This window comes from Azotobacter chroococcum (assembly GCF_004339665.1).
In the GTDB taxonomy this organism is placed as follows: Bacteria; Pseudomonadota; Gammaproteobacteria; order Pseudomonadales; family Pseudomonadaceae; genus Azotobacter; species Azotobacter chroococcum.
The window spans coordinates 63,257-87,449 of sequence record NZ_SMMU01000001.1; the positions used below are offsets into that span (position 1 = coordinate 63,257).

At 65.6% G+C, this 24,193-nt stretch carries 20 protein-coding genes; 10 read left to right on the forward strand and 10 right to left on the reverse strand.

Annotated elements, in window-relative coordinates:
- Nucleotides 1-621 (forward strand): hypothetical protein, encoded by a 621-nt coding sequence (locus EV691_RS00255; RefSeq protein WP_131298069.1) that lies wholly within the window; start codon nt 1-3, stop codon nt 619-621.
- A gap of 172 nt (nt 622-793) precedes the next feature.
- Here EV691_RS00255 and EV691_RS00260 read toward each other — a convergent pair whose 3' ends face one another.
- The 4 genes from EV691_RS00260 to EV691_RS00275 form a co-directional block, all read right to left on the reverse strand.
- Nucleotides 794-3,046, reverse strand: a complete 2,253-nt coding sequence (locus EV691_RS00260) for an arginine/lysine/ornithine decarboxylase (protein ID WP_131298067.1) — start codon at nt 3,044-3,046, stop codon at nt 794-796.
- Nucleotides 3,047-3,128: 82 nt separating this feature from the next.
- Entirely contained in the window at nt 3,129-3,863 is a 735-nt protein-coding gene (dnaQ, locus tag EV691_RS00265) for a DNA polymerase III subunit epsilon (protein ID WP_131298066.1), read from the reverse strand.
- A gap of 27 nt (nt 3,864-3,890) precedes the next feature.
- A complete protein-coding gene (rnhA, locus tag EV691_RS00270; RefSeq protein WP_131298064.1) occupies nt 3,891-4,349 on the reverse strand; it encodes a ribonuclease HI in 459 nt (152 codons plus the stop codon).
- Nucleotides 4,350-5,111, reverse strand: a complete 762-nt coding sequence (locus tag EV691_RS00275; protein WP_039803732.1) for a class I SAM-dependent methyltransferase — start codon at nt 5,109-5,111, stop codon at nt 4,350-4,352. It lies immediately after the preceding gene.
- Between the two features lie 197 nt (nt 5,112-5,308).
- On the opposite strand from EV691_RS00275, the gene gloB reads away from it, so the two are divergent.
- The 9 genes from gloB (at nt 5,309) to EV691_RS00320 (ending at nt 17,375) form a co-directional block, all read left to right on the forward strand.
- Nucleotides 5,309-6,085, forward strand: a complete 777-nt coding sequence (gene gloB, locus EV691_RS00280; RefSeq protein ID WP_089168330.1) for a hydroxyacylglutathione hydrolase — start codon at nt 5,309-5,311, stop codon at nt 6,083-6,085.
- Between the two features lie 98 nt (nt 6,086-6,183).
- Nucleotides 6,184-7,524 carry a lytic transglycosylase domain-containing protein gene (locus EV691_RS00285; RefSeq protein ID WP_131298062.1) on the forward strand — a complete coding sequence of 447 codons (1,341 nt, stop codon included), beginning with the start codon at nt 6,184-6,186 and terminating at the stop codon, nt 7,522-7,524.
- 166 nt (nt 7,525-7,690) lie between these two features.
- Entirely contained in the window at nt 7,691-9,520 is a 1,830-nt protein-coding gene (locus EV691_RS00290) for an extracellular solute-binding protein (protein WP_131298060.1), read from the forward strand.
- The gene (locus EV691_RS00295) at nt 9,517-11,352 is read left to right on the forward strand and encodes an extracellular solute-binding protein (protein ID WP_131298058.1); all 1,836 of its coding nucleotides are present in this window, start codon (nt 9,517-9,519) and stop codon (nt 11,350-11,352) included. The genes EV691_RS00290 and EV691_RS00295 overlap by 4 nt, the downstream gene beginning before the upstream one ends.
- A gap of 1 nt (nt 11,353) precedes the next feature.
- Complete coding sequence (locus EV691_RS00300; RefSeq protein ID WP_039803724.1) at nt 11,354-12,439, forward strand: microcin C ABC transporter permease YejB; 1,086 nt, start codon at nt 11,354-11,356, stop codon at nt 12,437-12,439.
- 2 nt (nt 12,440-12,441) lie between these two features.
- The gene (locus tag EV691_RS00305; RefSeq protein WP_039803722.1) at nt 12,442-13,461 is read left to right on the forward strand and encodes an ABC transporter permease; all 1,020 of its coding nucleotides are present in this window, start codon (nt 12,442-12,444) and stop codon (nt 13,459-13,461) included.
- A 1-nt stretch (nt 13,462) separates the two neighbouring features.
- The gene (locus EV691_RS00310; protein WP_131298056.1) at nt 13,463-15,076 is read left to right on the forward strand and encodes an ABC transporter ATP-binding protein; all 1,614 of its coding nucleotides are present in this window, start codon (nt 13,463-13,465) and stop codon (nt 15,074-15,076) included.
- Nucleotides 15,077-15,095: 19 nt separating this feature from the next.
- On the forward strand, nt 15,096-15,890 hold the full coding sequence (gene fabI / locus EV691_RS00315; RefSeq protein WP_131298054.1) for an enoyl-ACP reductase FabI: 795 nt from the start codon (nt 15,096-15,098) through the stop codon (nt 15,888-15,890).
- A 126-nt stretch (nt 15,891-16,016) separates the two neighbouring features.
- The gene (locus tag EV691_RS00320; RefSeq protein WP_131298052.1) at nt 16,017-17,375 is read left to right on the forward strand and encodes a uracil-xanthine permease family protein; all 1,359 of its coding nucleotides are present in this window, start codon (nt 16,017-16,019) and stop codon (nt 17,373-17,375) included.
- 12 nt (nt 17,376-17,387) lie between these two features.
- Here EV691_RS00320 and EV691_RS00325 read toward each other — a convergent pair whose 3' ends face one another.
- The 6 genes from EV691_RS00325 to sucB all read right to left on the reverse strand — a co-directional run bounded on the left by EV691_RS00325 (nt 17,388) and on the right by sucB (nt 24,157).
- Nucleotides 17,388-18,320, reverse strand: coding sequence for a DMT family transporter (locus EV691_RS00325; RefSeq protein WP_131298050.1), 933 nt, complete (start codon nt 18,318-18,320; stop codon nt 17,388-17,390).
- A gap of 25 nt (nt 18,321-18,345) precedes the next feature.
- Nucleotides 18,346-19,077 carry a DUF599 domain-containing protein gene (locus tag EV691_RS00330; RefSeq protein ID WP_131298048.1) on the reverse strand — a complete coding sequence of 244 codons (732 nt, stop codon included), beginning with the start codon at nt 19,075-19,077 and terminating at the stop codon, nt 18,346-18,348.
- 121 nt (nt 19,078-19,198) lie between these two features.
- Nucleotides 19,199-20,086, reverse strand: a complete 888-nt coding sequence (sucD, locus tag EV691_RS00335; RefSeq protein ID WP_131298046.1) for a succinate--CoA ligase subunit alpha — start codon at nt 20,084-20,086, stop codon at nt 19,199-19,201.
- Entirely contained in the window at nt 20,083-21,252 is a 1,170-nt protein-coding gene (gene sucC / locus EV691_RS00340; protein ID WP_131298045.1) for an ADP-forming succinate--CoA ligase subunit beta, read from the reverse strand. The genes sucD and sucC overlap by 4 nt, the downstream gene beginning before the upstream one ends.
- A gap of 176 nt (nt 21,253-21,428) precedes the next feature.
- Nucleotides 21,429-22,862: a dihydrolipoyl dehydrogenase gene (lpdA, locus tag EV691_RS00345; RefSeq protein ID WP_131298043.1), complete on the reverse strand. Its 1,434-nt coding sequence runs from the start codon at nt 22,860-22,862 to the stop codon at nt 21,429-21,431.
- Between the two features lie 83 nt (nt 22,863-22,945).
- Nucleotides 22,946-24,157, reverse strand: coding sequence for a dihydrolipoyllysine-residue succinyltransferase (gene sucB / locus EV691_RS00350; RefSeq protein WP_131298041.1), 1,212 nt, complete (start codon nt 24,155-24,157; stop codon nt 22,946-22,948).
- Between the last annotated feature and the right edge of the window lie 36 nt (nt 24,158-24,193).

The window sequence follows — 24,193 nt, forward strand, 5'->3', positions numbered from 1 at the left end:
ATGCCAACCAAGGCATCGCACCTTGAAAAGCCAGCAGCGAGATCCTGGCAATGCAGGCCAGGTGGCCTAAAGAAATACAAAAAAAGATATATGTTTTTGATTTTTATATTCTTTCAGATAACCAACAAGCATAACTCCAGTTGCACACTACATACATCAATGTATGAATACGCCTTTAAAAAACATACAGCCTCAGCAAAACCAAAAAGCCAAATCACTGAATACCCAACAAAACGAGGCAGCAAATACTTTTATAAAAAGTATTTTTGCGATGCAATAGCATATAAAAAGCCATTAAAAATCTTTTATCACAACAATGATATCAGCAAATTGCCACTAACAGACCAGATAGCCATCACTCAACACAGGACACCTGCCCGCATTAAACCAACAGAGAAACTCCAGAAACCGATACAGGCCAATGCCAAAGCAGGAAAAGTTATCCGAAACAATCCACACAAGAACTTCGCCGCACATCGAAATACAATAAAATCAAAATGCCACCCGCTCTGTTTTTCAAGATTTTTTCCGGCCGACCGGGAAACAGTTGTGCGCTCGCCCCCGCAACCCCTGGCAATCGCCTGCGCGACGACATATTCGAAACGGCAACAGGCAAATTGATGGCACTCCGGTTATAGCGGAAGACTCGAACAAGTTCTGGAAAGCGGCTGTATATATGAGCGCAGATTATCGAAAAGCATTGACGGCGCAATAGTGCGAAACCGGCCAAAGACGCGTGCCAGGCGCATCGAGGCCAACCGCGGCCGTCTGGCCGCGGAGGATGAAGGGGGCATCAGCGCAGGCAGTCGACCGTGTAGATGCGCCCCTGCGGGCCGTCCTCATGCTGCAGGCCATGCATATCCAGGCCGAATCCCGGAAAGCGCGCATCGAAAGCGCGGGTGGAATGCAGGTAATTGACGATCGCCCGGGTGGTCCGGGTAAAGCGCTCACCCGGCATGATCAACGGAATGCCGGGCGGATAAGGCACCAGCATCACCGCCGCGATACGCCCCTCGAGGTGCTCGATGGGCACCGCCTCGACCTCGCCACGCACCAGCTTGTCGTAGGCGTCCGCGGGCTTGAGGGCGACCTCCGGCAGCAGGCTGTACATGTGCTTGAGCGCCTTGGCCCGTGCGCTCTGCCGGTTGAAGTCGTGCAACTGGTCGCACAGGTCGCGCAGCCCCATGCCGGCATAGCGGGCTCCGCCGGCATGGGCGATGGACGGCAGCACCTGCTCCAGCGGCAGGTTGGCGTCGTAGCAGCGCTTGAACTCCAGCAGTTCGGTCAGCAGGGTGCTCCATTTGCCCTTGGTGATCCCCATCGAAAACAGCACGAGGAAGGAATACAAACCGGTTTTTTCCACCACCAGTCCGCGTTCCCAGAGGAAGCGGCCGACCACCACCGCCGGAATGCCCTGCCCGGCAGGCTGACCGCCGGCATCCAGCCCCGGCGTCACCAGGGTGACCTTGATCGGGTCGAGCAGCACATAGTCCTCGGGCAGGGCGCCGAAGCCATGCCAATCGGCCGCCGGGGTCAGCAGCCAGTCGGCGGCAGAGCCCTGCTCGCCGGCCGCGCCGAGCGGCGGCTGCCAGATGTCGAACCACCAGTCGTCCGGCGCCAGGCTCTGGCGCAGCTTGGCCAGGGCGCGGCGGAAGCTGAGCGCCTCGTCGAAGGTTTCCTGGATCAGCGAGCGACCGGCCGGCCCCTCCATCATCGCCGAGGCGACATCCAGCGAGGCGAGGATGCCGTACTGCGGCGAGGTGGAGATGTGCATCATGAAGGCTTCGTTGAAACGGTCGCGGTCCAGTTGGCGGCGTCCGCCATCCTGCACGTGGATCATCGAGGCCTGGCTGAAGGCGGCCAGCAGCTTGTGGGTGGAGTGGGTGCTGAACACCAGCGGGCTGTTCGCCGAGCGCGTGGTGCCCATGCCGTAGCGTCCCACATAGAATTCGTGGAAGGCGGCGTAGGCGAACCAGGCCTCGTCGAAGTGCAGTACCTCGACGGCATCGCCCAGAGTCTGCTTGATCAGCTCGGCGTTGTAGCAGAGGCCGTCATAGGTGGAATTGGTCACCACCGCGAGCTTCACCCGGGGCTCGCGGCCGCGGGCCAGGGAATTGGCGGCGATCTTCGCGGCGATCGACTCGCGGCTGAACTCGCTGAGCGGAATCGGCCCGATGATGCCCAGTTCGTTGCGCTCCGGCAGCAGATAGAGGGGAATCGCCCCGGTCATGACGATGGCGTGGACGATCGACTTGTGGCAGTTGCGGTCGACCAGCACCAGGTCGTCGCGGGCGACCATGGAGTGCCAGACGATCTTATTGGCGGTCGAGGTGCCATTGATCACGAAAAAGGTGTGATCGGCGCCGAAATTGCGCGCTGCTCGGGCTTCCGCCTCGGCCAGCGGGCCGGTGTGGTCGAGCAGCGAGCCGAGCTCCGGCACCGACACCGAGAGATCGGAACGCAGGGTGTTCTCGCCGAAGAACTGGTGGAAGGCCTGGCCCACCGGACTCTTGCGGTAGGCCACACCGCCGCCGTGGCCGGGCGTGTGCCAGGAATAGTTGGACTGCAGGGTGTGCTCGACCAGCGCGCTGAAGAACGGCGGCAGCAGCCCGGCCAGGTAGTTGCGGGCGGCGCGGGCGACCTGGCGGGCGAGGAAGGGCACGGTGTCCTCGAACAGATAGAGGATGCCGCGCAGCTGGTTGAGGTCGGCCATCGCCTCGGCCGGGGCGTTCTCGATGGTGACCTGCTCGCCAAGGGCGAAGATCGGCAGCTGCGGGGCGCGCGAGCGGGCGATGCGGATCAGCTCGAGCATGTCCTGCAGCAGACGCTGGTTTTCCCCCGCCCCCTCGGCGGCGACCAGGACGCAGGCCAGGCCGTGGTGGGTCGAAGCGACGATCCGCCCCTCGCTGGAGGTGGCGGTGGAAAGGATGCTGAAGCCGCCCTGCTCCAGCTCCCGGGCGATCGCCCGCACGCGCTCGCCGGCGATGCTGTCAGCCTTGATATCGCGGTGGACGATGAGAATCGGGAAATTGAGGTCTTTGTACACGATCCGTGTCCTGAGGGAATTCGCCCTCAGGATAAGCCAGAGCGCCGGCCGGAAGCTGCCACAGCCACGCTGGAAATCGCGGCTACTGCTGCTGCGCCTGCTCCATCTGCAGCCATAGCGCCGGGCCGCCGGCGGTCTTCTCGATCGCCGCCAGCCGCTCGGCATGGGCGGCCAGCTCCGGCTCGCTGGCGCGGATCACCCGGGTGCGCGGACGATCCGGCGGCAGGCGGCGGATCACCGAAGCCTGGGCCCGTCCGCCGTCCTCGCTGCCATCGCCGGCCAGCGACAGGTGCGTCTGCCCGCCGGTCATGGCCAGCCAGACGTCGGCAAGAATCTCGGCGTCGAGCAGTGCGCCGTGCAGCTCGCGGTTGGAGTTGTCGACGTCGTAGCGCTTGCACAGGGCGTCGAGGCTGTTGCGCTGGCCGGGGTGGCGCTCGCGGGCCATCAGCAGGGTGTCGAGCACCGAGCAGTGGGCGACGATGTCGGCACGCTCCGTCTGGCCCAGCAGGGCGAACTCGTTGTCGATGAAGCCGATGTCGAACGCCGCGTTGTGGATGATCAGCTGGGCGCCCTTGATGAACTCGAAGAACTCGTCGGCCACATCGGCGAAGTGCGGCTTGTCGGCGAGAAACTCGTTGGTGATGCCGTGTACCGCGATGGCGCCCTCGTCCACAACGCGGTCCGGCTGCAGATAGACGTGGAAATGCCGCCCGGTGAGACGACGGCCCAGCAATTCGACGCAACCGATCTCGATAATCCGGTGGCCTTCGGTCACCGGCATGCCGGTGGTTTCGGTATCCAGTACGACGCTGCGCATGTTCTGTCGGTATCTTCGGGAAAGTGTCTAGACGCTGTGCTTCTTCTGCGTCCGGGCGTCGGCGACGCCACGGTTGGCCAGCAGGTCGGCGCGTTCGTTGCCGGGATGGCCGGTATGCCCGCGCACCCAGCTCCAGCTGACCTGATGGCGGTTGACCTGCTCGTCGAGCTGCTGCCAGAGATCGGCGTTCTTCACCGGCTGGCGCGCGGCGGTCTTCCAGCCGCGCTTCTTCCAGTTCGGCAACCACTCCTGGATGCCACGCATCACATACTCGGAGTCGGTGGTCAGTTGCACCTCGCAGGGCCGCTTGAGTTCGGCCAGCGCGCGGATCGCCGCGGTCAGCTCCATGCGGTTGTTGGTGGTTTCCGCCTCGCCGCCCCAGAGCTCACGCTCGACGCCGCGGCAGACCAGCAGGGCGCCCCAGCCCCCCGGACCGGGATTACCCTTGCAGGCACCATCGGTATAGATTTCGACCTTGTCGCTCACTCAGGCTCCATGTTCAGACTCGCGCCGGCTGACCTTGACCACCGGCAGCGGCAGCAGCTTGCCGATGGGCTCCCGGCGCGTCTGCGGCAGCGGCCGCAGGCCGACCACTAGCTTGCGCACCACCAGCAGGTAGAAGCCGCCGCCCGGCATCCGCCAGGACTCGCCCCAGGGTTCCAGACGCGCGGTGCGGGATTGCCAGACGCTGGATGAAAGCGGCGGACGATAGCATCCGAAGCGGCGTTTCTCCAGTGCGAAGCCGAGCAGCGCCAGCCAGTCGCCGACCCGACTGGGACCGATGCAGCGGGCCTGACGCAGGACATCGCCGGCGAAATGGCGGCGCAGCCCCCAGAGACTGCGCGGATTGATGCCGACCACCAGCAGATGGCCGCCGGGACGCACGCTGCGCGCCGCCTCGCGCAGCAGCGCATGGGGCGACAGGCTGAAGTCCAGGGCATGCTGCAGCACCACCACGTCGGCGGCGTGCTCGGCCAGCGGCCAGGCCTGCTCCTCGCAGACGATCTGCACCCCCGGCAAGGGCGCCCCCAGGCGCACGCAGCAGCGGATCTGCCCCGCCCCCTCGAAGTCGCCCGGCGGACCGTAGTGCACCAGATAGCCGCCGAAGAAGCGCGCCAGCTCCTCCTTGAGCAGACGCCGCTCTTCCTGCAGCATCTGCTCTCCCAGAGGCGTGGCGAACCAGTCGCGGGCGTCGCTCATCAGCGACAGCCACTGGGGATCGGCGTGGGCGAAGGGTTGGTCGGTCATGAAGGCTCCCTGCGTGCATACGCTCGGTCTAAGATGAAACGGATTCTTTTAAGTTTAGCGACCGCCAGCGTCAACACGCCCCGGCGAATGCCACCGCCGGACCGGACCAGGCGGCGCATTCCCTTCTTGATGGACACATTCGACAGGAGAATGCGGGAAACGCCCGACGACGATACCGGGAAACCCGCGAACACAGCATGGTACGGATCGACGCACTCCCCGCCTTCCAGGACAACTACATCTGGCTGCTGCAGGCCCCGGCCAGCCGGCACCTCGCCGTGGTCGACCCCGGCGAGGCCGCCCCGGTGCTCGCCTGGCTGGAGGCGAACCCCGGCTGGCAGCTCACCGACATCCTGATCACCCACCATCATGCCGACCACATCGGCGGCGTGGAAACCCTCAGGCAGGCGACCGGGGCCCGGGTGCTGGGCCCCGACGACGAGCGCATCCCGGCAGTGGATCTCAGGCTGCGCGACGGCGAACGGATCGAAGTCCTCGGCTGCACCTTCAGGGTGCTCGAGGTGCCGGGCCACACCCGCAGCCACATCGCCTACTTCCACGATGCCGCGCAGCCCTGGCTGTTCTGCGGCGACACCCTGTTCGCCGCCGGCTGCGGACGTCTCTTCGAAGGCACGCCGAGCCAGATGCACCAGTCGCTGCGCCGCCTGGCCGGGCTGCCCGAGGCGACCCTGGTGTACTGCACCCATGAATACACCCTGAGCAATCTGCGCTTCGCCCAGGCCGTGGAGCCGGACAACCCGGCCATCGCCCGGCGCCTGGCCGAGGTGAGCGCCTGGCGCGCTGCGGGGCGAAGCAGCCTCCCGTCGAACCTGGCCCTGGAGCGGGACACCAACCCCTTCCTGCGCACCGGGGAAACCTCCATTAAAGAAAAGATGGCCCGCCGCAGTGGCCGGGCATCCATTGACCCAGATCAAGTTTTCGCTGAATTGCGGGGATGGAAGGACAATTTCTAGGTAGCCGCCTACAGTTTGAAAGTCCCCGACGGGTTGACCCCCCTTCGGGGTGCTTCCTAGAATCGGCCCACTTTTTTGCCCGGACCCCTTATCCGCCCATGTCAAACTCACCCTTCAACAAGGATGTTGCCCCGGGCATATTGGCGCGGCGCACTCCATTTATCGTCATCTTCCTGGCCGCGACCCTGGCAGGCTGCCAGAGCACCGGCGAGCGCAACGATGACGAATATGCACGCCTGGCCGCGAAGCCCAAGCGCGAAACCCAGTGGCTGAACCAGGCTGCCACCCCGCAGCCCCAGGACATCTGGACGCGCATGCGCGAAGGCTTCGCGCTGCAGGATGAGATCGGCGTCAACCCGCGCATCGAACGCCAGCGCCTGTGGTTCGTCAGCAATCCGGCGCATATCGACAAGGTCAGCGAACGCGGCGCGCTTTACATCCACTACATCGTCGAGCGTCTGGAAGAACGCGGGATGCCGCTGGAGCTGGCCCTGCTGCCGGTCATCGAGAGCGCCTACAACCCCCTCGCCTACTCCCGCGCCCATGCGGTGGGCCTCTGGCAGTTCGTTCCCGCCACCGGTCGCGACTACAACCTGCACCAGACCCAGTGGTACGATGGCCGCCGCGACATCACCGCCTCCACCCAGGCGGCGATCGAGTACCTCTCCCGGCTCCACGAGATGTTCAACGGCGACTGGCTGCTCGCCCTGGCCTCCTACAACGCCGGCGAGGGCACGGTCAGCCGGGCCATGGAGCGCAACCGCCGGCTCGGCCTGCCCACCGACTACTGGAACCTGCCCCTGCCCAAGGAAACCCAGGACTACGTGCCCAAGCTGCTGGCCCTGTCCCAGGTGATCAACACCCCCGAGGCCTATGGCATCAGCCTGAGCCCGATCGCCAACGAACCCTATTTCGACCGGGTGGAAATCGGCGGCAGCATGCAGCTGTCGCGCCTCGCCGAAATGGCCGGCATCGACAAGGGCGAGCTGCTCCGGCTGAACCCGGCCTACAAGCGCGGCATCACCCTGGACGGCCCCCAGTACCTGCTGGTGCCGGCCGAAAAGGCCGAGCGGCTGCAGCTCAGCCTGGGCCGCAGCCCCGAGCAGCTGGCTGCATGGCGCCAGCAGCGTCTGGCCGCCAACCCCGGCGCCCCCCGTCCGCGCCGGCCGGAACTGCACCGGACCTTCACCCTGCAGCAGGCCACCACGCCGCCCAGCGCCGCACGGATGCTGGCCCTGGAGGAGGAAGAGCCCCCCCGGAAGGCAGCCACTGCCAGGAAGCGCCAGTCGGTGACCTACTACAAGGTGCGCAAGGGTGACTCGCTCTATCGCATCGCCCAACGCTTCCAGGTCGACACCAAGACGCTGCAGCGCTGGAACTCCCTGAACGGCCGGACCATCCGCCCGGGTCAGACCCTGACCCTCTTCCTGGCAAACTGATAGCATCCAGCAACGCCTGGCCGCCAAGGCCTGCGGGCCTTGGCGGCCAGGCGGCCCGGTGAATGCGCCCAAGCCCCCGGCGGCACAAGCTTTTTCCAAGACTGACAAGCTGTTACTGTAGCGGCCCGAATGTCCAGAAGTCGCCACGGATCGGACCCCCCCATCGATGCGTCCCCTTTGCCTGCTGTTGCTCAGTCTGCTCGCGAGTGCGCCGGCGGCCGCACGCATCACCGAAAGCCATGGCTACGCCCAGTTCGGCGCGCTCAAGTATCCCGCCCATTTCCGCCACCTCGACTGGGTCAACCCCAAGGCCCCCAAGGGCGGTACGCTGCGCCTGATGGCCCTCGGCACCTTCGACACGCTGAATCCCTACAGCCTCAAGGGTACCAGCCCGGCGGCGACGGCCGATTTCCTCCAGTACGGCATCAGCGAGCTGAACGAGCCGCTGATGGCCGGTTCCGGGAGATACGACCCCTCCGGGGACGAGCCCGCCTCCAGCTATGGCCTGATTGCCGAGTCCGTCGAGTACAACGAGAGCCGCAGCTGGGTGGTGTTCAATCTGCACAAGGCAGCCCGCTTCCACGACGGCAAGCCGATCACCGCCGAGGACGTGGCCTTCTCCTACCGCCTGCTCAGTCAGGAAGGCCACCCCCACTACCGCAACGAGCTGCGCGAGGTGCAGCGGGTCGACGTCCTCGGGCGCCAGCGCATCCGCTTCGTCTTCAAGCGCTCCGGCAACCCGCTGCTGATCCTGCGCCTCGGCGAGCTGCCGGTGCTCCCCCGCCATTACTGGAAGGGCCGCGACTTCAAGGCCACCACCTTCGAGCCGCCGCTGGGCAGCGGCCCCTACCGCATCGTCCGGGTGCAGCCGGGCCGTCGTCTGCTGTTCGAGCGGGTCAAGGACTGGTGGGGCGCGAAGCTGCCGATCAACCGCGGCAAGTACAACTTCGACCGGGTGGAAGTGGACTTCTACCGCGACAGCGGCGTCGCCTTCGAGGCGTTCAAGGCCGGGCACTTCGACTTCTACATCGAGCGCCAGGCGAAGAACTGGGCCGGCGGCTACCGCTTTCCGGCCGTGGAAACGGGACAGGTGATCCGCGCCGAGATCCCGCACCGGATTCCGACGCAGACCCAGGCGCTGTTCATGAACACCCGGCGCAGCCCGTTCGCCGACCCCCGGGTGCGCGAGGCCCTGGGGCTGATGTTCGATTTTGAATGGACCAATCGCACCCTGTTCCACGGCGCCTACCGGCGTGCCGAGAGCTACTACCCGAACAGCGAGTTTTCTGCCACCGGCAAGCCCGAAGGCGAGGAATGGCTGCTGCTGTCCAGGCATCGCCAGCAACTGCCCGAACGCCTGTTCCGCGAGCCCTTCCCAGTGCCAAAGACCGGCGGCCACGGTATCCCGCGCGACACCCTGCGCCGCGCCCTCGCCCTGCTCGGCGAGGGCGGCTGGAAACTCTCCGGCCAGCAGCTGGTCGATGCCCGCGGCCAGCCGCTGCACTTCGAGATCCTGCTGGTCAATCCCGGTCTCGAACGCATCCTCCAGCCCTATAGCGAGAACCTCGCCAGTCTCGGCATCGAGGCGCAGCTGCGCACCGTGGATCGCGCCCAGTACAAGCATCGACTGGACCACTTCGACTACGACATGGTCCTGATGACCCTGCCGCAGACTCTCAGCCCTGGCCTCGAGCAATGGTTCTACTTTCACTCCAGCCAGGCCGGCGTGAAGGGCGGCAAGAACTACGCGGGCATCGCCAACCCAGTGGTCGACAGCCTGCTGGAGAACCTTCTGGCAGCGCAGACCCGGGAGCAGCAGGTCGCCGCCGCCCGCGCCCTCGACCGTGTCCTGCTCTGGCAGCACTACAGCATCCCGAACTGGTACAGCAATCATCACCGCCTGGCGTACCGCAACCGGTTCGCCTTCGTCACCACGCCCCCCTACACCCTGGGCCTGCGCGCCTGGTGGCTGAAGTCCACGGAGAACGACCGATGACGCGTCCACTGCGCTCCTTCCTGCTCGCCGCCGGCGGCAGCCTGCTGCTCGGCCTGGCCGGCCTGGCCCAGGCCGCGCCGCAACATGCCCTGACCCTCTATGGCGAGGCGCCGAAATACCCCGCCGACTACCGGCACTTCGACTATGTCGAAGCGGACGCCCCCAAGGGCGGCACCCTGCGCCAGGCCGGCTTCGGCAGCTTCGACAGCCTCAACCCCTTCATCAACAAGGGCGTCGCCGCCGACGAGATCGGCCTGGTCTACGACACCCTGACCCGCCACGGCCTGGACGAGCCCTTCAGCGAATACGGCCTGCTCGCCGAGAAGATCGAGCGGGCGCCGGACAACAGCTGGGTGCGCTTCCACCTTCGCCCCGAGGCGCGCTTCCACGACGGTCATCCGGTGACCGCCGAGGACGTGGTGTTCAGCTTCGAGACTCTGATGAAGGACGGCGCGCCGATGTACCGCGCCTACTACGCCGATGTCAGCCAGGCGGTCGCCGAGGACGAGCGCCGGGTGCGCTTCGACTTCAAGCATGCCGGCAACCGCGAGTTGCCGCTGATCCTCGGCCAACTGGCGGTGCTGCCCAAGCACTGGTGGGCCAGCCGCGACTTCACAAAATCCGGCCTGGAGCCGCCGCTGGGCAGCGGTCCGTACCGGATCGCCGACGTCCAGGCCGGGCGCAGCATCCGCTACGAGCGGGTCAAGGACTGGTGGGGCAAGGATCTGCCAGCCAACCGCGGCTTCTACAACTTCGATGCGGTGCAGATCGACTACTACCGCGACAACACCGTCGCCCTGGAGGCGCTCAAGGCCGGGCAGTTCGACTACTGGCTGGAAACCAGCGCGAAGAACTGGGCGACCGCCTACGACGTTCCCGCGGTCAAGAACGGCCAGTTGGTCAAGGAAGAGATCGCCAACAACAACCCGACCGGCATGCAGGGCTTCATCTTCAACATCCGCCGGCCGCTGTTCCAGGACCGCCGGGTGCGCGAGGCCCTGGCCCTGCTGTTCGACTTCGAGTGGACCAACCGCCAGCTGTTCAACGGCGCCTATACCCGCACCCGCAGCTACTTCGACAACTCCGAGCTGGCCTCCCGCGGCCTGCCCGACGAAGCCGAGCTGAAGATCCTCGAGCCGCTGCGCGCGCAGATTCCGCCGGAGGTCTTCAACAACGAGTTCCGTCCGCCGGTCAGCGACGGCAGCGGCATCATCCGCGACCAGCAGCGGCGCGCCTACCAGCTGCTGCAGGAGGCCGGCTGGCGGGTCGAGGGCGACCGCATGCTGGATGCCGGCGGCCAGCCGGTGCGCATCGAGTTCCTCCTCGCCCAGGCCGATTTCGAGCGCATCCTGCTGCCCTACAAGCGCAACCTCGCCGATCTCGGGATCAACCTGGAAATCCGCCGGGTCGATGTTTCCCAGTACATCAACCGCCTGCGCTCGCGCGACTTCGACATGATGGTCAGCGGCTTCTCCCAGTCCAATTCGCCCGGCAACGAACAGCGCGAATACTGGCACTCGGTCAGCGCCGACAACCCGGGCAGCCGCAACTTCATCGGCCTCAAGGACCCGGCCATCGACCGCCTGGTCGACGGCCTGGTCCAGGCCGACACCCGCGACCGCCTGATCAGCCATACCCGGGCGCTGGACCGGGTGCTGCTGTGGGGCCACTACGTGGTGCCCAACTGGCACATCAAGACCTGGCGGGTGGCCTACTGGAATCGCCTCGCTCACCCGAAGGTGACCCCGCGCTACGACATCGGCCTGTATACCTGGTGGAGCAAGGCCGAGGCAACCACCACTCCGAACGCGCCGGCAGCCACGGAGCGCTGAGATGTTCGCCTATATCCTGCGCCGCCTGCTGCTGATCGTGCCGACTCTGCTCGGCATCCTGCTGCTCAACTTCGTCATCATCCAGGCCGCACCCGGCGGCCCGGTGGAGCAGGCCATCGCCAGGCTGGAAGGCTTCGAAGCGGCTGCCGGCGGTGCCACCGGGCGCATCTCCGGCGGCGGCAGCGAGGTTTCCGCCGGCAGCTCCCACTACCGCGGTGCCCAAGGCCTGGACCCGGAGCTGATCGCCGAGATCGAGCGCATGTACGGCTTCGACAAGCCGGCCCACGAGCGCTTCTGGCTGATGCTGACCAGCTACCTGAAGCTGGACTTCGGCGAGAGCTTCTTCCGCGACGCCACGGTCGTCGACCTGATCCTCGAGAAGATGCCGGTATCGATCTCCCTGGGGCTGTGGAGCACCCTGATCATGTACCTGGTGTCCATTCCCTTAGGGATAGCCAAGGCGGTTCGCCACGGCAGCGCCTTCGACGTCTGGACCAGCTCGGCGATCATCGTCGGCTACGCGATCCCCGCCTTCCTGTTCGCCATCCTGCTGATCGTGCTGTTCGCCGGCGGCAGCTACTTCGACTGGTTCCCGCTGCGCGGGCTGACCTCGAACGACTTCGACGAACTCAGCCTCGGCGGCAAGATCCTCGACTACTTCTGGCACCTGGCCCTGCCGGTGACCGCGCTGGTGATCGGCAACTTCGCCACCCTCACCCTGCTGACCAAGAACAGCTTCCTCGACGAGATCAACAAGCAGTACGTGGTCACCGCCCGCGCCAAGGGCCTATCGAAGAACCGCGTGCTCTACGGACACGTGTTCCGCAACGCCATGCTGATCGTCATCGCCGGTTTCCCGTCGGCCTTCATCGGCCTGTTCTTCACCGGATCACTGCTGATCGAGGTGATCTTCTCCCTCGACGGCCTGGGCCTGCTGAGCTTCGAGGCGGCGATCAACCGCGACTATCCGGTGGTGTTCGGCACCCTCTTCATCTTCACCTTGCTGGGACTGGTCGTGAAACTGATCGGCGATCTCACCTACACCCTGGTCGATCCGCGCATCGACTTCGAAAGCCGGGAGAGCTGAAGATGCAGCTGACTCCCCTCAACCGGCGCCGTCTGGAACTCTTCAAGGCGCACAAGCGCGGCTGGTGGTCGCTCTGGCTGTTCCTCGCGCTGTTCGTCGCCAGCCTCGGTGCCGAGCTGATCGCCAACGACAGGCCGCTGGTCGTGCACTATGACGGTGGCTGGTACTTCCCGGTGCTCAAGCGCTATCCGGAAACCACCTTCGGCGGCGAATTCCCGCTGAGCACCAACTACAAGAGCCCCTACATCCAGAACCTGATCGCCGAGAAGGACGGCTGGATGCTCTGGCCGCCGATCCCCTTCAGCTATTCGAGCATCAATTACGAGCTGAGCGTTCCGGCGCCGGCGCCGCCATCGGGGGTCAACTGGCTGGGCACCGACGACCAGGGCCGCGACGTGCTCGCCCGGGTGATCTACGGCTTCCGCATCTCGGTGCTGTTCGCCCTTACCCTGACCCTGCTCAGCTCGCTCATCGGTGTCCTCGTCGGCGCCCTGCAGGGCTTCCACGGCGGCTGGGTCGACTTGCTCGGCCAGCGCTTCCTGGAGGTCTGGTCCGGCCTGCCGGTGCTCTACCTGCTGATCATCCTGGCCAGCTTCGTGCAGCCGAACTTCTGGTGGCTCCTGGGCATCATGCTGCTGTTCTCCTGGATGAGCCTGGTCGACGTGGTACGCGCCGAATTCCTGCGCGGCCGCAACCTGGAGTACGTGCGCGCCGCCCGCGCCCTGGGCATGGGCAACGGCGCGATTATGTACCGCCACATCCTGCCCAACGCCATGGTCTCGACCATGACCTTCATGCCCTTCATCCTCACCGGCGCCATCGGCACCCTCACCGCCCTGGACTTCCTCGGCTTCGGCCTGCCGCCCGGCGCGCCGTCCCTCGGCGAACTGGTCGCCCAGGGCAAGGCCAACCTGCAGGCGCCCTGGCTGGGGATCAGCGCCTTCGTGGTGCTGGCGCTGATGCTCAGCCTGCTGGTGTTCATCGGCGAGGCGGCGCGCGATGCCTTCGATCCTAGGAAGTGAGATGAACGATTCGCAGAACCTCATCGAGATCCGCGACCTGGCGGTCGAGTTCGTCGGCGGCGATCGGGTGCAGCGCGTGGTGGAAGGCGTCAGCTTCGACATCCGCCGGGGCGAAACCCTGGCCCTGGTCGGCGAGAGCGGCTCCGGCAAGTCGGTCACCGCCCACTCCATCCTGCGCCTGCTGCCCTATCCGCTGGCCCGCCACCCGGCCGGCAGCATCCGCTACGCCGGGCAGGACCTGCTCAAGCTCGACGAGCGCCAGCTGCGCGGCATCCGTGGCAACCGCATCGCCATGGTCTTCCAGGAGCCGATGACCTCGCTGAACCCGCTGCACTGCATCGAGAAGCAGATCAACGAGGTCCTCGCCCTGCACAAGGGCCTGCGCGGCGCCGCCGCCACCGCACGCACCCTGGAGCTGCTCGAGCTGGTCGGCATTCCCGAACCGCACAAGCGCCTCAAGGCCTATCCCCACGAACTCTCCGGCGGCCAGCGGCAGCGGGTAATGATCGCCATGGCCCTGGCCAACGAGCCGGAGCTGCTGATCGCCGACGAGCCGACCACGGCGCTGGACGTCACCGTGCAGTTGAAGATCCTCGAGCTGCTCAAGGACCTGCAGGCCCGCCTGGGCATGGCGCTGCTGCTGATCACCCACGACCTCAACCTGGTGCGGCGCACCGCCCAGCGGGTCTGTGTCATGCGCGGCGGTCGCATCGTCGAACAGGCCGGCTGCGAGGAAATCTTCCATGCGCCGAAGCACCCCTATACTCAGGAACTGCTCGGTGCGGAACCTCGCGGCGAACCGGCGGACAACCCAGTCGGCGAGCCGCTGCTGGAGGTCGAGGATCTGCGTGTCTGGTTCCCGATCAGGAAGGGCCTGATGCGCCGCACGGTCGACCATGTGAAGGCGGTGGATGGCATCGGCTTCACCCTGCACCGGGGACAGACCCTGGGCATCGTCGGCGAAAGCGGCTCCGGCAAATCCACCCTCGGCATGGCGATCCTGCGCCTGCTTTCCAGCCAGGGCTCGATCCGCTTCCGCGGCCAGCCCCTGAACGGCCTGTCGCAGCGCGAGATCCGCCCGCTGCGACGGGAAATGCAGGTGGTCTTCCAGGACCCCTTCGGCAGTCTCAGCCCGCGCATGTCGGTGGGCCAGATCGTCGGCGAGGGCCTGCGCATCCATGGCCCGGGAACGCCGGCCGAGCAGGAGCTGGCGATCGTCGAAGCGCTTCGGGAGGTCGGCCTGGACCCGGAAACCCGTCACCGCTATCCGCATGAGTTTTCCGGCGGACAGCGGCAGCGGATCGCCATCGCCCGGGCGCTGGTGCTGAAGCCGGAGCTGATCCTGCTGGACGAGCCCACCTCGGCGCTCGACCGCACGGTGCAGCGCCAAGTGGTGGAGCTGCTGCGCTCGCTGCAGCGCAAGTACGAGCTGACCTACCTGTTCATCAGCCACGACCTGGCGGTGGTCAAGGCGCTCAGTCACCAGCTGATAGTGGTCAGACAGGGACAGGTGGTCGAACAGGGGCCGGCGCGGGACATCTTCGCCGACCCGCAACATATTTATACACGGCAGTTGCTGGAAGCCGCCTTCCTGGCACCCGGCAGCGCCGATTAACTAGAAGAGGAACTGATCCATGGGATTTCTCGCCGGTAAGCGCGTACTGATCGTCGGCGTCGCCAGCAAACTGTCCATCGCCTCCGGTATCGCCGCCGCGATGCACCGCGAAGGTGCCGAACTGGCCTTTACCTATCAGAACGACAAGCTCAAGGGCCGCGTCGAGGAGTTCGCCGCCAGCTGGGGCTCCAGTCCCGAGCTGTGCTTCCCCTGCGACGTGGCCAACGACGAGGACATCGCCAAGGTCTTCGAGGAGCTGGGCAAGAAGTGGGATGGCCTGGACTGCATCGTCCATTCGGTCGGCTTCGCCCCGGGCGATCAGCTCAACGGCGACTTCACCGACGTCACCACCCGCGAAGGCTTCAAGATCGCCCACGACATCAGCGCCTACAGCTTCGTCGCCCTGGCCAAGGCCGGCCGCGAGATGATGAAGGGCCGCAACGGCAGCCTGCTGACCCTGTCCTACCTGGGCGCCGAACGCACCATGCCCAACTACAACGTGATGGGCATGGCCAAGGCCAGCCTGGAGGCCGGCGTGCGCTACCTGGCTGCCAGCCTCGGCCCGGAAGGCACCCGCGTCAACTGCATCTCCGCCGGCCCGATCCGCACCCTGGCCGCCTCCGGCATCGCCAGCTTCCGCAAGATGCTCGCCGCCAACGAGCGCCAGACCCCGCTGCGCCGCAACGTGACCATCGAGGAGGTCGGCAATGCCGGCGCCTTCCTCTGCTCCGACCTGGCTTCGGGCATCAGCGGCGAGATCCTGTATGTCGACGGCGGCTTCAACACCACTGCCATGGGTCCGCTGGAAGACTGAGTCGCCCTTCCTTGAAAGGCTGGCGGTCCTGGCGGCCACCGCTGACAATGCCCGTATCGCAGGATGCGGGCATTGTCGTTTCCGTGCCCGTATTCTTGCGTCCCTTCGCCCGAGGTCGATGCCGTCATGCAAGAGCAGTCCCCCGCCGAACTGATCTACGGTCTGGATGACCGCCCCGCCCCGCTTGCGGCGCTGTTCGCCGCCCTGCAGCACATCCTCGCCAGCTTCGTCGGGGTGATCACCCCGCCGCTGGTGATCGGCGCGACACTCGGCCTCGGCGCACAGCTGCCTTACCTGATCAGCATGGCGCTGCTGGTTTCCGGCATCGGTACCTTTCTCCAGGCCTGGCGGCCGCTGGGCATCGGCGCCGGAATGATCTGCCTGCAGGGCACCAGCTTCACCTTTCTCGGCGCGGTGCTTGCCGCCGGCCTGCTGGCTAGGAACCGCGGCGGCGGCCCCGAGGAGAGCCTCGCGCTGATCTTCGGCGTGTGCTTTCTCGGCGCCTTCGTGCAGATCGTCCTCAGCCGCTTCATCGGCCAGCTGCGCCGGGTGATCAGCCCGCTGACCACCGGCATCGTCATCACCCTGATCGGCGTCAGCCTGATCAAGGTCGGCATCACCGATATCGGTGGCGGCTTCGGTGCCGCGGACTTCGGCGCGCCGGGCAATCTCGCCCTGGGTGCGCTGGTGCTGCTGACCATCGTCCTGCTCAACCGCTCGCCGCGACCCTGGGTACGCCTGTCGGCGATCATCGTGGCCCTCGCCCTTGGCAGCCTGGCGGCCTGGCTCTGCGGCCGCTTCGTGCCACAGCCGCTGCCCGAGCTGCCACCTGTCAGCCTGCCGCAGCCCTTCCGCTACGGCTTCGACTTCGCCTGGGCGGCCTTCGTGCCGGTGGCGCTGGTCTACCTGATCAGCACCATCGAGACGGTCGGCGACCTCACCGCCAACTGCCTGCTGTCGCGCCAGCCGCTCTCCGGCCCGGCCTACCTGGGCCGGCTCAAGGGCGGCGTGCTCGGCGACGGCGTCAGCTGCCTGATCGCCGCCAGCCTCGGCGCCTTTCCCAACACTACCTTCGCGCAGAACAACGGGGTGATCCAGATGACCGGTGTGGCCAGCCGCCATGTCGGCCTGTACATCGGTGCCATTCTCTTCACCCTCGGCCTGTTCCCGGTGCTCGGTGCGCTGCTGCAGCAGATTCCCAAGCCGGTGCTGGGCGGCGCCACCCTGATCATGTTCGGCAGCGTCGCCGCCGCCGGCATCCGCATACTCGCCCGCAGCGCCCTGAACCGCCGCGACATCCTGATCGTCGCCGCCTCCCTCGGTGTCGGCCTGGGCATCGCCGCACAACCGCAACTGCTACTGCAGATGCCCGAGATCGTACGCAACCTGTTCGATTCGGCGATCACCACCGGTGGCCTGACGGCGATCCTCCTCGACCTGCTGCTGCCGCGCGAAGCAGCAGGCGAGGAAATCGCCCGGCCCTGAGCCAGGAACCGCTCAGGGCCGGGATTCGCCGGCTGGCAGCGTTGCCCCCCTGGCCACGGCCGGGCGGCGCATGGTCAGCGCGATCCCCGCAAAGACCAGGGCGATGCCGGCGAGATGGTAGAGCTGCGGCCGCTCGCCCAGCAGCAGCGCCGAGAGGATGGTGCCGAACACCGGCATCAGGTGGATGAACAGCGAGCCCCGCGCCGGCCCGATGGCAGCGACACCCGCGTTGTAGCAGAGAAAGCCGAGGAAGGCCGCCACCACGCCCGCGTAGAGGATGCCGCCGATGGACTGCGCATTGACCACGATCGAGCGTCCCGCCGCGATCTCCCAGGCGTAGACCGGCGCCTGGGCCAGCAGGCCGACGGCAATGCATGCGCCAAGCAGCAGCATCGGATGCACGCCCTGCGGCCGCCACTGCAGGCCCACGGTATAGAGCCCCCAGGACAGCACCGCCGCGAGCATCCACAGATCGCCAATGTTCAGGCTGAGGGCCAGCAGGGTGTCGATACTGCCCTGGGCCACCAGGATCATCACCCCAGTCAGCGAGACGGCCACGCCCAGAGCCTCCTGACGACTGAGGCGCTTGCCGAAGAACAGGAAGGCCAAGGCGATGGTCGCCACAGGAATGAAGGAGTTGAGCAGGATGGCGCTGGTCGCCGTGGTGTACTGCAGGGCGATATAGGAGAAGGTGTTGTAGCCGCCGACGCCCAGCACGCCGAGCAGGAGTACCGCCCGCCAGCCGGCACGCAGGGCCGGCCACTGGCTGCGCAGGTGCGGCAGGGCGAGCGGCAGGACCAGCAGGAAGGCGGTGGTCCAGCGCCAGAACGCCAGCCCCACCGGCGGCAGGTCGGCGCGCAGCCCGCGGCCCATCACCAGGTTTCCCGACCAGAACAGCGACGCCAGGGTGAGCAGCAGATAGGGGTTGGCCAGCAGCCGTTTCATCGGGAGACCTGCTTGCAGGGGGGAATCACTTCTCTTCCTTCAGGGGCACCAGCGGTGGGGTCGGTGTATAGACCATCACCTCCAGCACCTCGGAGTGGAACTCCCGGCGATACAGCACGATGACCACGCCCGCCGTGAGCAGCATGAACACCCAGGGGTTGATGAACCAGGCCAGCATGGCCAGGCCGAAATAGTAGGCGCGCAGACCGAAGTTGAACTGGTTGGCCGCCAGCGAGATGACCCGTGCAACACGCTCGGCGAAAGCCTTGCGCTCCTGCTCGGTGACATGCCGCTCGCCCACCATGGGCGCGGCGCCGACCAGCACCGCCGCGAAGTTGTACTGCCGCATGCACCAGGTGAAGGTGAAGAAGGCATAGACGAACACCACGCTCAGGCAGAGCAGCTTGATTTCGGAGAGCTCACGACTGGCCACCTGGACGAAGGGCAGCTCGGCCAGCAGGGAAACCGCGCGCTCGGACGAACCCAGCACGGTGAGAATGCCGGCGAGGATAATCAGCGTGCTGGAGGCGAAGAAGGAAGCGCTGCGCTCCAGGCTGCCGATCACGCTGGCATCGGCGATGCGGCTGTCACGCAGCAGCAGACGGCGCATCCAGTCCTCGCGATAGAGGTGCATGATGCTGGCCAGACAGGGGGTATCGCGCCCCTTCCAGATCGCATAGCGGGTATATCCCCCCCAGCAGAGCGCGAACCAGATGACCGCGAACAGATGGGGTAGATAACTATCGGCGCTGAACATCAATGCTCCTTTTTATTATCGGAATGCCGCGACGCGAGAAGCCCGTCACTTTACCCGTACAACGAAAAAATGCCAGTCGGCGGAACCGACTGGCATTTTCCTGCAAGAAACGCCGATGGTTTCAGGAGTGCTGCATTTCCCAGCCGGTCAGCTCGGCCAGGGCCTTGCCGATATCCGCCAGGGAGCGCACGGTCTTCACGCCGGCATCCTGCAGGGCGGCGAACTTTTCGTCCGCGGTGCCCTTGCCGCCGGAGATGATCGCGCCGGCATGCCCCATGCGCTTGCCGGACGGCGCGGTGACGCCGGCAATGTAGGAAACCACCGGCTTGGTGATGTTCGCCTTGATGTAGGCCGCCGCCTCCTCCTCGGCGCTGCCGCCGATCTCGCCGATCATCACGATGGCTTCGGTCTGCGGATCGTCCTGGAACAGGCGGAGGATGTCGATGAAGCTGGAGCCCGGGATCGGATCGCCGCCGATGCCCACGCAGGTGGACTGGCCGAAACCGGCGTCGGTGGTCTGCTTCACCGCCTCGTAGGTCAGGGTCCCTGAGCGGGACACGATGCCGACTTTGCCCGGCAGGTGGATGTTGCCCGGCTGGATGCCTATCTTGCACTCGCCGGGGGTGATCACACCCGGGCAGTTGGGGCCGATCAACCGCACGCCCAGCTCGTCGCACTTGAGCTTGACCTGCAGCATGTCGAGGGTCGGCACGCCTTCGGTGATGCAGACGATCAACCGGATGCCGGCGAAGGCCGCCTCGAGGATGGAGTCCTTGCAGAACGGCGCCGGCACGTAGATCACCGAGGCGTCGGCGCCAGTGGCCGCCACGGCTTCCCGAACCGTGTTGAATACCGGCAGACCGAGATGGATGGTGCCGCCCTTGCCCGGGGTCACGCCGCCGACTATGCGGGTGCCGTAGGCCATGGCCTGCTCGCTGTGGAAGGTCCCCTGGCTGCCGGTGAAACCCTGGCAGATGACCTTGGTGTCCTTGTTGACCAGGATGCTCATGGATTGCCCTCCGCTGCCTTGACTACCTGCACTGCCGCATCGGTCAGGCTGCTGGCCGCAATGATGTTCAGACCGCTGTGCGCCAGTGTCTCGGCGCCCAGCTCGGCGTTGTTGCCCTCCAGGCGGACGACCACCGGCACCTTGACACCTACCTCGCGGACCGCGCCGATGATGCCCTCGGCGATCATGTCGCAGCGCACGATGCCGCCGAAGATGTTGACCAGTACGGCCTTCACGTTGGCGTCGGAGAGAATGATCTTGAACGCCTCGGTCACCCGCTCCTTGGTCGCACCGCCGCCGACGTCGAGGAAGTTGGCCGGTTTGCCGCCATGGAGGTTGACGATGTCCATGGTGCCCATGGCCAGGCCGGCGCCGTTGACCATGCAGCCGATGTTGCCCTCGAGGGCCACGTAGTTCAGCTCCCACTTCGCCGCATGCACCTCGCGGGGATCGTCCTGGGACGGGTCGTGCATCGCACGCAGCCTGGGCTGGCGGAACAAGGCGTTGCTGTCGAGATTGATCTTGGCATCCAGACAGAGGAGATTGCCGTCCTTCTGGATCACCAGCGGGTTCACCTCTACCAGAGCCAGGTCGTGCTCCTGGAACAGCTTGGCGAGGCCAATGAAAATGTGGGTGAACTGCTTGAGCTGGTCACCCTCGAGGCCCAGCTGGAAAGCCAGCTCACGGGCCTGGAACGGCTGGGCGCCGAGCAGGGGGTCGATGGTGGCCTTGAGGATCTTCTCGGGCGTGTCGTGGGCGACCTTTTCGATGTTCACCCCACCCTCGGTCGAGGCCATGAAGACGATGCGGCGGCTGGAGCGGTCGATCACTGCCCCCAGGTAAAGCTCCCGCTCTATCTCGGTGCACGCCTCGACCAGGATCTTGCCGACCGGTTGTCCGGTGGCATCGGTCTGATAGGTCACCAGTCGCTTGCCCAGCCAGCTAACGGCGAAGTCCCTCGCCTCCTCCCGGCTCTTGACCAGCCGGACGCCGCCGGCCTTGCCACGACCACCGGCATGCACCTGGGCCTTCACCACCCAGCTGCTGCCACCGATTTTGTCGCAGGCTTCTGCCGCTTGCTCGGGGGTCTCGGCGGCAAAGCCTCGGGATACGGGTAAACCATATTCGGCAAAAAGCTGCTTGCCCTGATATTCATGGAGATTCATGTCTGTTTACCGTTCTGGTTTTTATGGGCTGTCCTTGCACAGCAGGGTTCCTGCCCCATGCTGCCACGGTAATCATGACCATACCATACCAGTGAAAACAGCGCGGCAGACGCTCCGCTGCAGCTGGCAAGAGCTGCAGCGGATTGTCTGCCGCGTGGTGTTGCCTTGTTACTTGATTACTTCTTGCGGTTGGCAATGTGAATTGCATGTCCGCTGACCGCCAGGGCAGCCTCATGCAGCGCCTCGGACAGGGCCGGGTGCGAGAAGACCATCATGCCGAGGTCTTCGGCACTGCTGCCGAACTCCATGGCGATGGCACCCTGCTGGACCAGTTCGGCGGCGCTCGGGCCAATCACGTGAACGCCCAGCACGCGGTCGGTCTTGGCATCGGCGATGACCTTGACGAAGCCGGCGGTGTCGTTGGCAGCCATGGCGCGGCCGCTGGCGGCGAACGGGAAGACACCGACGTTCACAGCCACGCCCTCGGCCTTCAGGGCTTGCTCGGTCTTGCCCACGGTGGCGATTTCCGGGTGGGTATAGATCACCGCCGGAATCAGATCGTAGTTCATCTGGGCCTTGTGGCCGGCGATGCGCTCGGCGACCATCACGCCCTCTTCCGAAGCCTTGTGGGCCAGCATCGCACCGCGCACCACGTCACCGATGGCGTAGACGCCCGGCACGCTGGTCGCGCAGTAGTCGTCGACATAGATGAAGCCACGCTCGTCCATGGTCACGCCGCTGTCGGCAGCCAGCAGATCGGTGGTCACCGGACGACGGCCGACCGCGACGATCAGCTTGTCGAAGGTCAGCGACTTCTCGCCTTCGGCATCGGTGAACTTGACGGTGACCTGCTTGCCCTTGACCTCGGTGCCGATGACGCGGGCGCCCAGCAGGATCTTCAGACCCTGCTTGGTGAGAATCTTCTGGGCTTCCTTGGCAACCTGCTCGTCAACGGCCGGGAGGAACTTGTCCATGGCTTCCAGCACGGTCACTTCGGTACCCAGGCGGGCCCAGACCGAGCTCAGCTCCAGACCGATCACGCCTGCACCGATCACGCCGAGTTTGCCCGGAACGCTCTGGAAGTCCAGGGCGCCGGTGGAGTCGACAATCACGTCCTGGTCGACCGGAGCCGGCGGGATTTCCACCGGCTTGGAGCCGGAGGCGAGAATGACGTTCTCGGCATCGAGCACCTGGGTGCTGCCGTCGGCCGCGGTGATCTCGACCTTCTTGCCGGCCAGCAGCTTGCCATGACCTTCGAACAGGGTGACGCCGTTGGCCTTGATCAGCGAGGCGACACCACCAGTGAGGTTCTTCACGATCTGGTCTTTACGGGCGACCATGGTCGGCACGTCCATGGCGACTTCGCCAGTGCTGATGCCGTGGAGCTTGAAGCTCTCGTGTGCCTCGTGGAACTTGTAGGAGCTGTCCAGCAGGGCCTTGGAGGGAATGCAGCCCACGTTCAGGCAGGTGCCGCCCAGCGCAAGCTTGCCTTCCTTGCCCTTGTACTTCTCGATCACGGCAGTCTTGAGGCCGAGCTGGGCAGCCTTGATGGCCGCCACGTAGCCGCCGGGGCCTGCACCAATCACAATCACGTCGAACTTCTGGCTCATAGCGAATCCTCTTCTTTAAAGCGGCGTAAAGCCGCCAGCACGAGCCTCCTCGGAGGCACGTGCGGGCAGCTTGCGGTCTTAGATCAGATATCCAGCAGCAGGCGAGCCGGGTCTTCCAGGAGATCCTTCATGGTCACCAGGAAGGTAACGGCTTCCTTGCCATCGATCAGACGGTGATCGTAGGACAGGGCGAGGTACATCATCGGCAGGATGACCACCTGGCCGTTGACGGCCATCGGGCGCTCCTGGATCTTGTGCATGCCGAGGATGGCGGTCTGCGGCGGGTTGACGATCGGGGTCGACAGCAGGGAGCCGAACACACCACCGTTGGAGATGGTGAAGGTACCGCCGGTCATTTCCTCGATGGTCAGCTTGCCGGCCTTGGCCTTCTTGCCGAACTCGTTGATGCCGCCTTCGATTTCCGCCAGGCTCATGAACTCGGCGTTGCGCAGGACCGGCACCACCAGGCCACGATCGCTGGACACGGCCACGCCGATATCTTGGTAGCCGTGGTAGACAATGTCGTTACCGTCGATGGAGGCATTGACGCCCGGCTGGCGCTTCAGGGCCTCGACAGCGGCCTTGACGAAGAAGGACATGAAGCCCAGGCGCACGCCATTGTGGGTCTTCTCGAACAGGTCCTTGTACTTGGCGCGCAGTTCCATGACCGGCTTCATGTTGACTTCGTTGAAGGTAGTCAGCATGGCCATGGAGGACTGGGCCTCGACCAGACGCTCGGCGACCTTGGCACGCAGGCGGGTCATCGGCACGCGCTTCTCGACGCGATCGCCGGCGGCGAACAGCGGAGCAGCGGCGGCGGCAGCCGGCTGGCCGGCGGGAGCGGACTTCTTGGCCTCCACGGCAGCGACCGCGTCTTCCTTGGTGACGCGACCGCCCTTGCCGGTGCCGGTGATGCTGTCGGCAGCGAGGGCGTTTTCCTCGGCGATCTTGCGGGCAGCCGGGGACAGGATCGGCGCCTCGGCAGCGGCCGGAGCGGCAGCGGCCGGAGCAGCGGCGGCCGGAGCCGGAGCAGCAGCCGGAGCGGCAGTGGCAGCACCGCCTTCGGTCAGCTTGCCGAGCAGCTCGCCGCTGAGCACGGTGTCGCCTTCGTTCTTGACGATCTCGGCAATCACGCCGTCCGCTTCAGCAAGCACTTCCATCACGACCTTGTCGGTCTCGATGTCGACGATCAGCTCGTCACGCTTGACAGCTTCGCCGGGCTTCTTGTGCCAGGTGGCGACGGTGCCGTCCGCGATCGATTCCGGGAAAGTCGGGGCTTTGATATCGATAGCCATTATCTAAAGTTCCTATTGATTCGTTGCTTCTGCGAG

Coding starts and splice junctions, on each gene's coding strand:
- sucD (WP_131298046.1), bottom strand. CDS start 20,086: ATGAGCATCCTGGTCAACAAGGACACCAAGGTCATCTGCCAGGGTTTC.
- EV691_RS00310 (WP_131298056.1), top strand. CDS start 13,463: ATGAACGATTCGCAGAACCTCATCGAGATCCGCGACCTGGCGGTCGAG.
- EV691_RS00255 (WP_131298069.1), top strand. CDS start 1: ATGCCAACCAAGGCATCGCACCTTGAAAAGCCAGCAGCGAGATCCTGG.
- fabI (WP_131298054.1), top strand. CDS start 15,096: ATGGGATTTCTCGCCGGTAAGCGCGTACTGATCGTCGGCGTCGCCAGC.
- EV691_RS00325 (WP_131298050.1), bottom strand. CDS start 18,320: ATGAAACGGCTGCTGGCCAACCCCTATCTGCTGCTCACCCTGGCGTCG.
- EV691_RS00305 (WP_039803722.1), top strand. CDS start 12,442: ATGCAGCTGACTCCCCTCAACCGGCGCCGTCTGGAACTCTTCAAGGCG.
- lpdA (WP_131298043.1), bottom strand. CDS start 22,862: ATGAGCCAGAAGTTCGACGTGATTGTGATTGGTGCAGGCCCCGGCGGC.
- dnaQ (WP_131298066.1), bottom strand. CDS start 3,863: ATGCGCAGCGTCGTACTGGATACCGAAACCACCGGCATGCCGGTGACC.
- sucB (WP_131298041.1), bottom strand. CDS start 24,157: ATGGCTATCGATATCAAAGCCCCGACTTTCCCGGAATCGATCGCGGAC.
- gloB (WP_089168330.1), top strand. CDS start 5,309: ATGGTACGGATCGACGCACTCCCCGCCTTCCAGGACAACTACATCTGG.
- EV691_RS00320 (WP_131298052.1), top strand. CDS start 16,017: ATGCAAGAGCAGTCCCCCGCCGAACTGATCTACGGTCTGGATGACCGC.
- EV691_RS00290 (WP_131298060.1), top strand. CDS start 7,691: ATGCGTCCCCTTTGCCTGCTGTTGCTCAGTCTGCTCGCGAGTGCGCCG.
- EV691_RS00285 (WP_131298062.1), top strand. CDS start 6,184: ATGTCAAACTCACCCTTCAACAAGGATGTTGCCCCGGGCATATTGGCG.
- EV691_RS00295 (WP_131298058.1), top strand. CDS start 9,517: ATGACGCGTCCACTGCGCTCCTTCCTGCTCGCCGCCGGCGGCAGCCTG.
- EV691_RS00275 (WP_039803732.1), bottom strand. CDS start 5,111: ATGACCGACCAACCCTTCGCCCACGCCGATCCCCAGTGGCTGTCGCTG.
- sucC (WP_131298045.1), bottom strand. CDS start 21,252: ATGAATCTCCATGAATATCAGGGCAAGCAGCTTTTTGCCGAATATGGT.
- EV691_RS00330 (WP_131298048.1), bottom strand. CDS start 19,077: ATGTTCAGCGCCGATAGTTATCTACCCCATCTGTTCGCGGTCATCTGG.
- EV691_RS00300 (WP_039803724.1), top strand. CDS start 11,354: ATGTTCGCCTATATCCTGCGCCGCCTGCTGCTGATCGTGCCGACTCTG.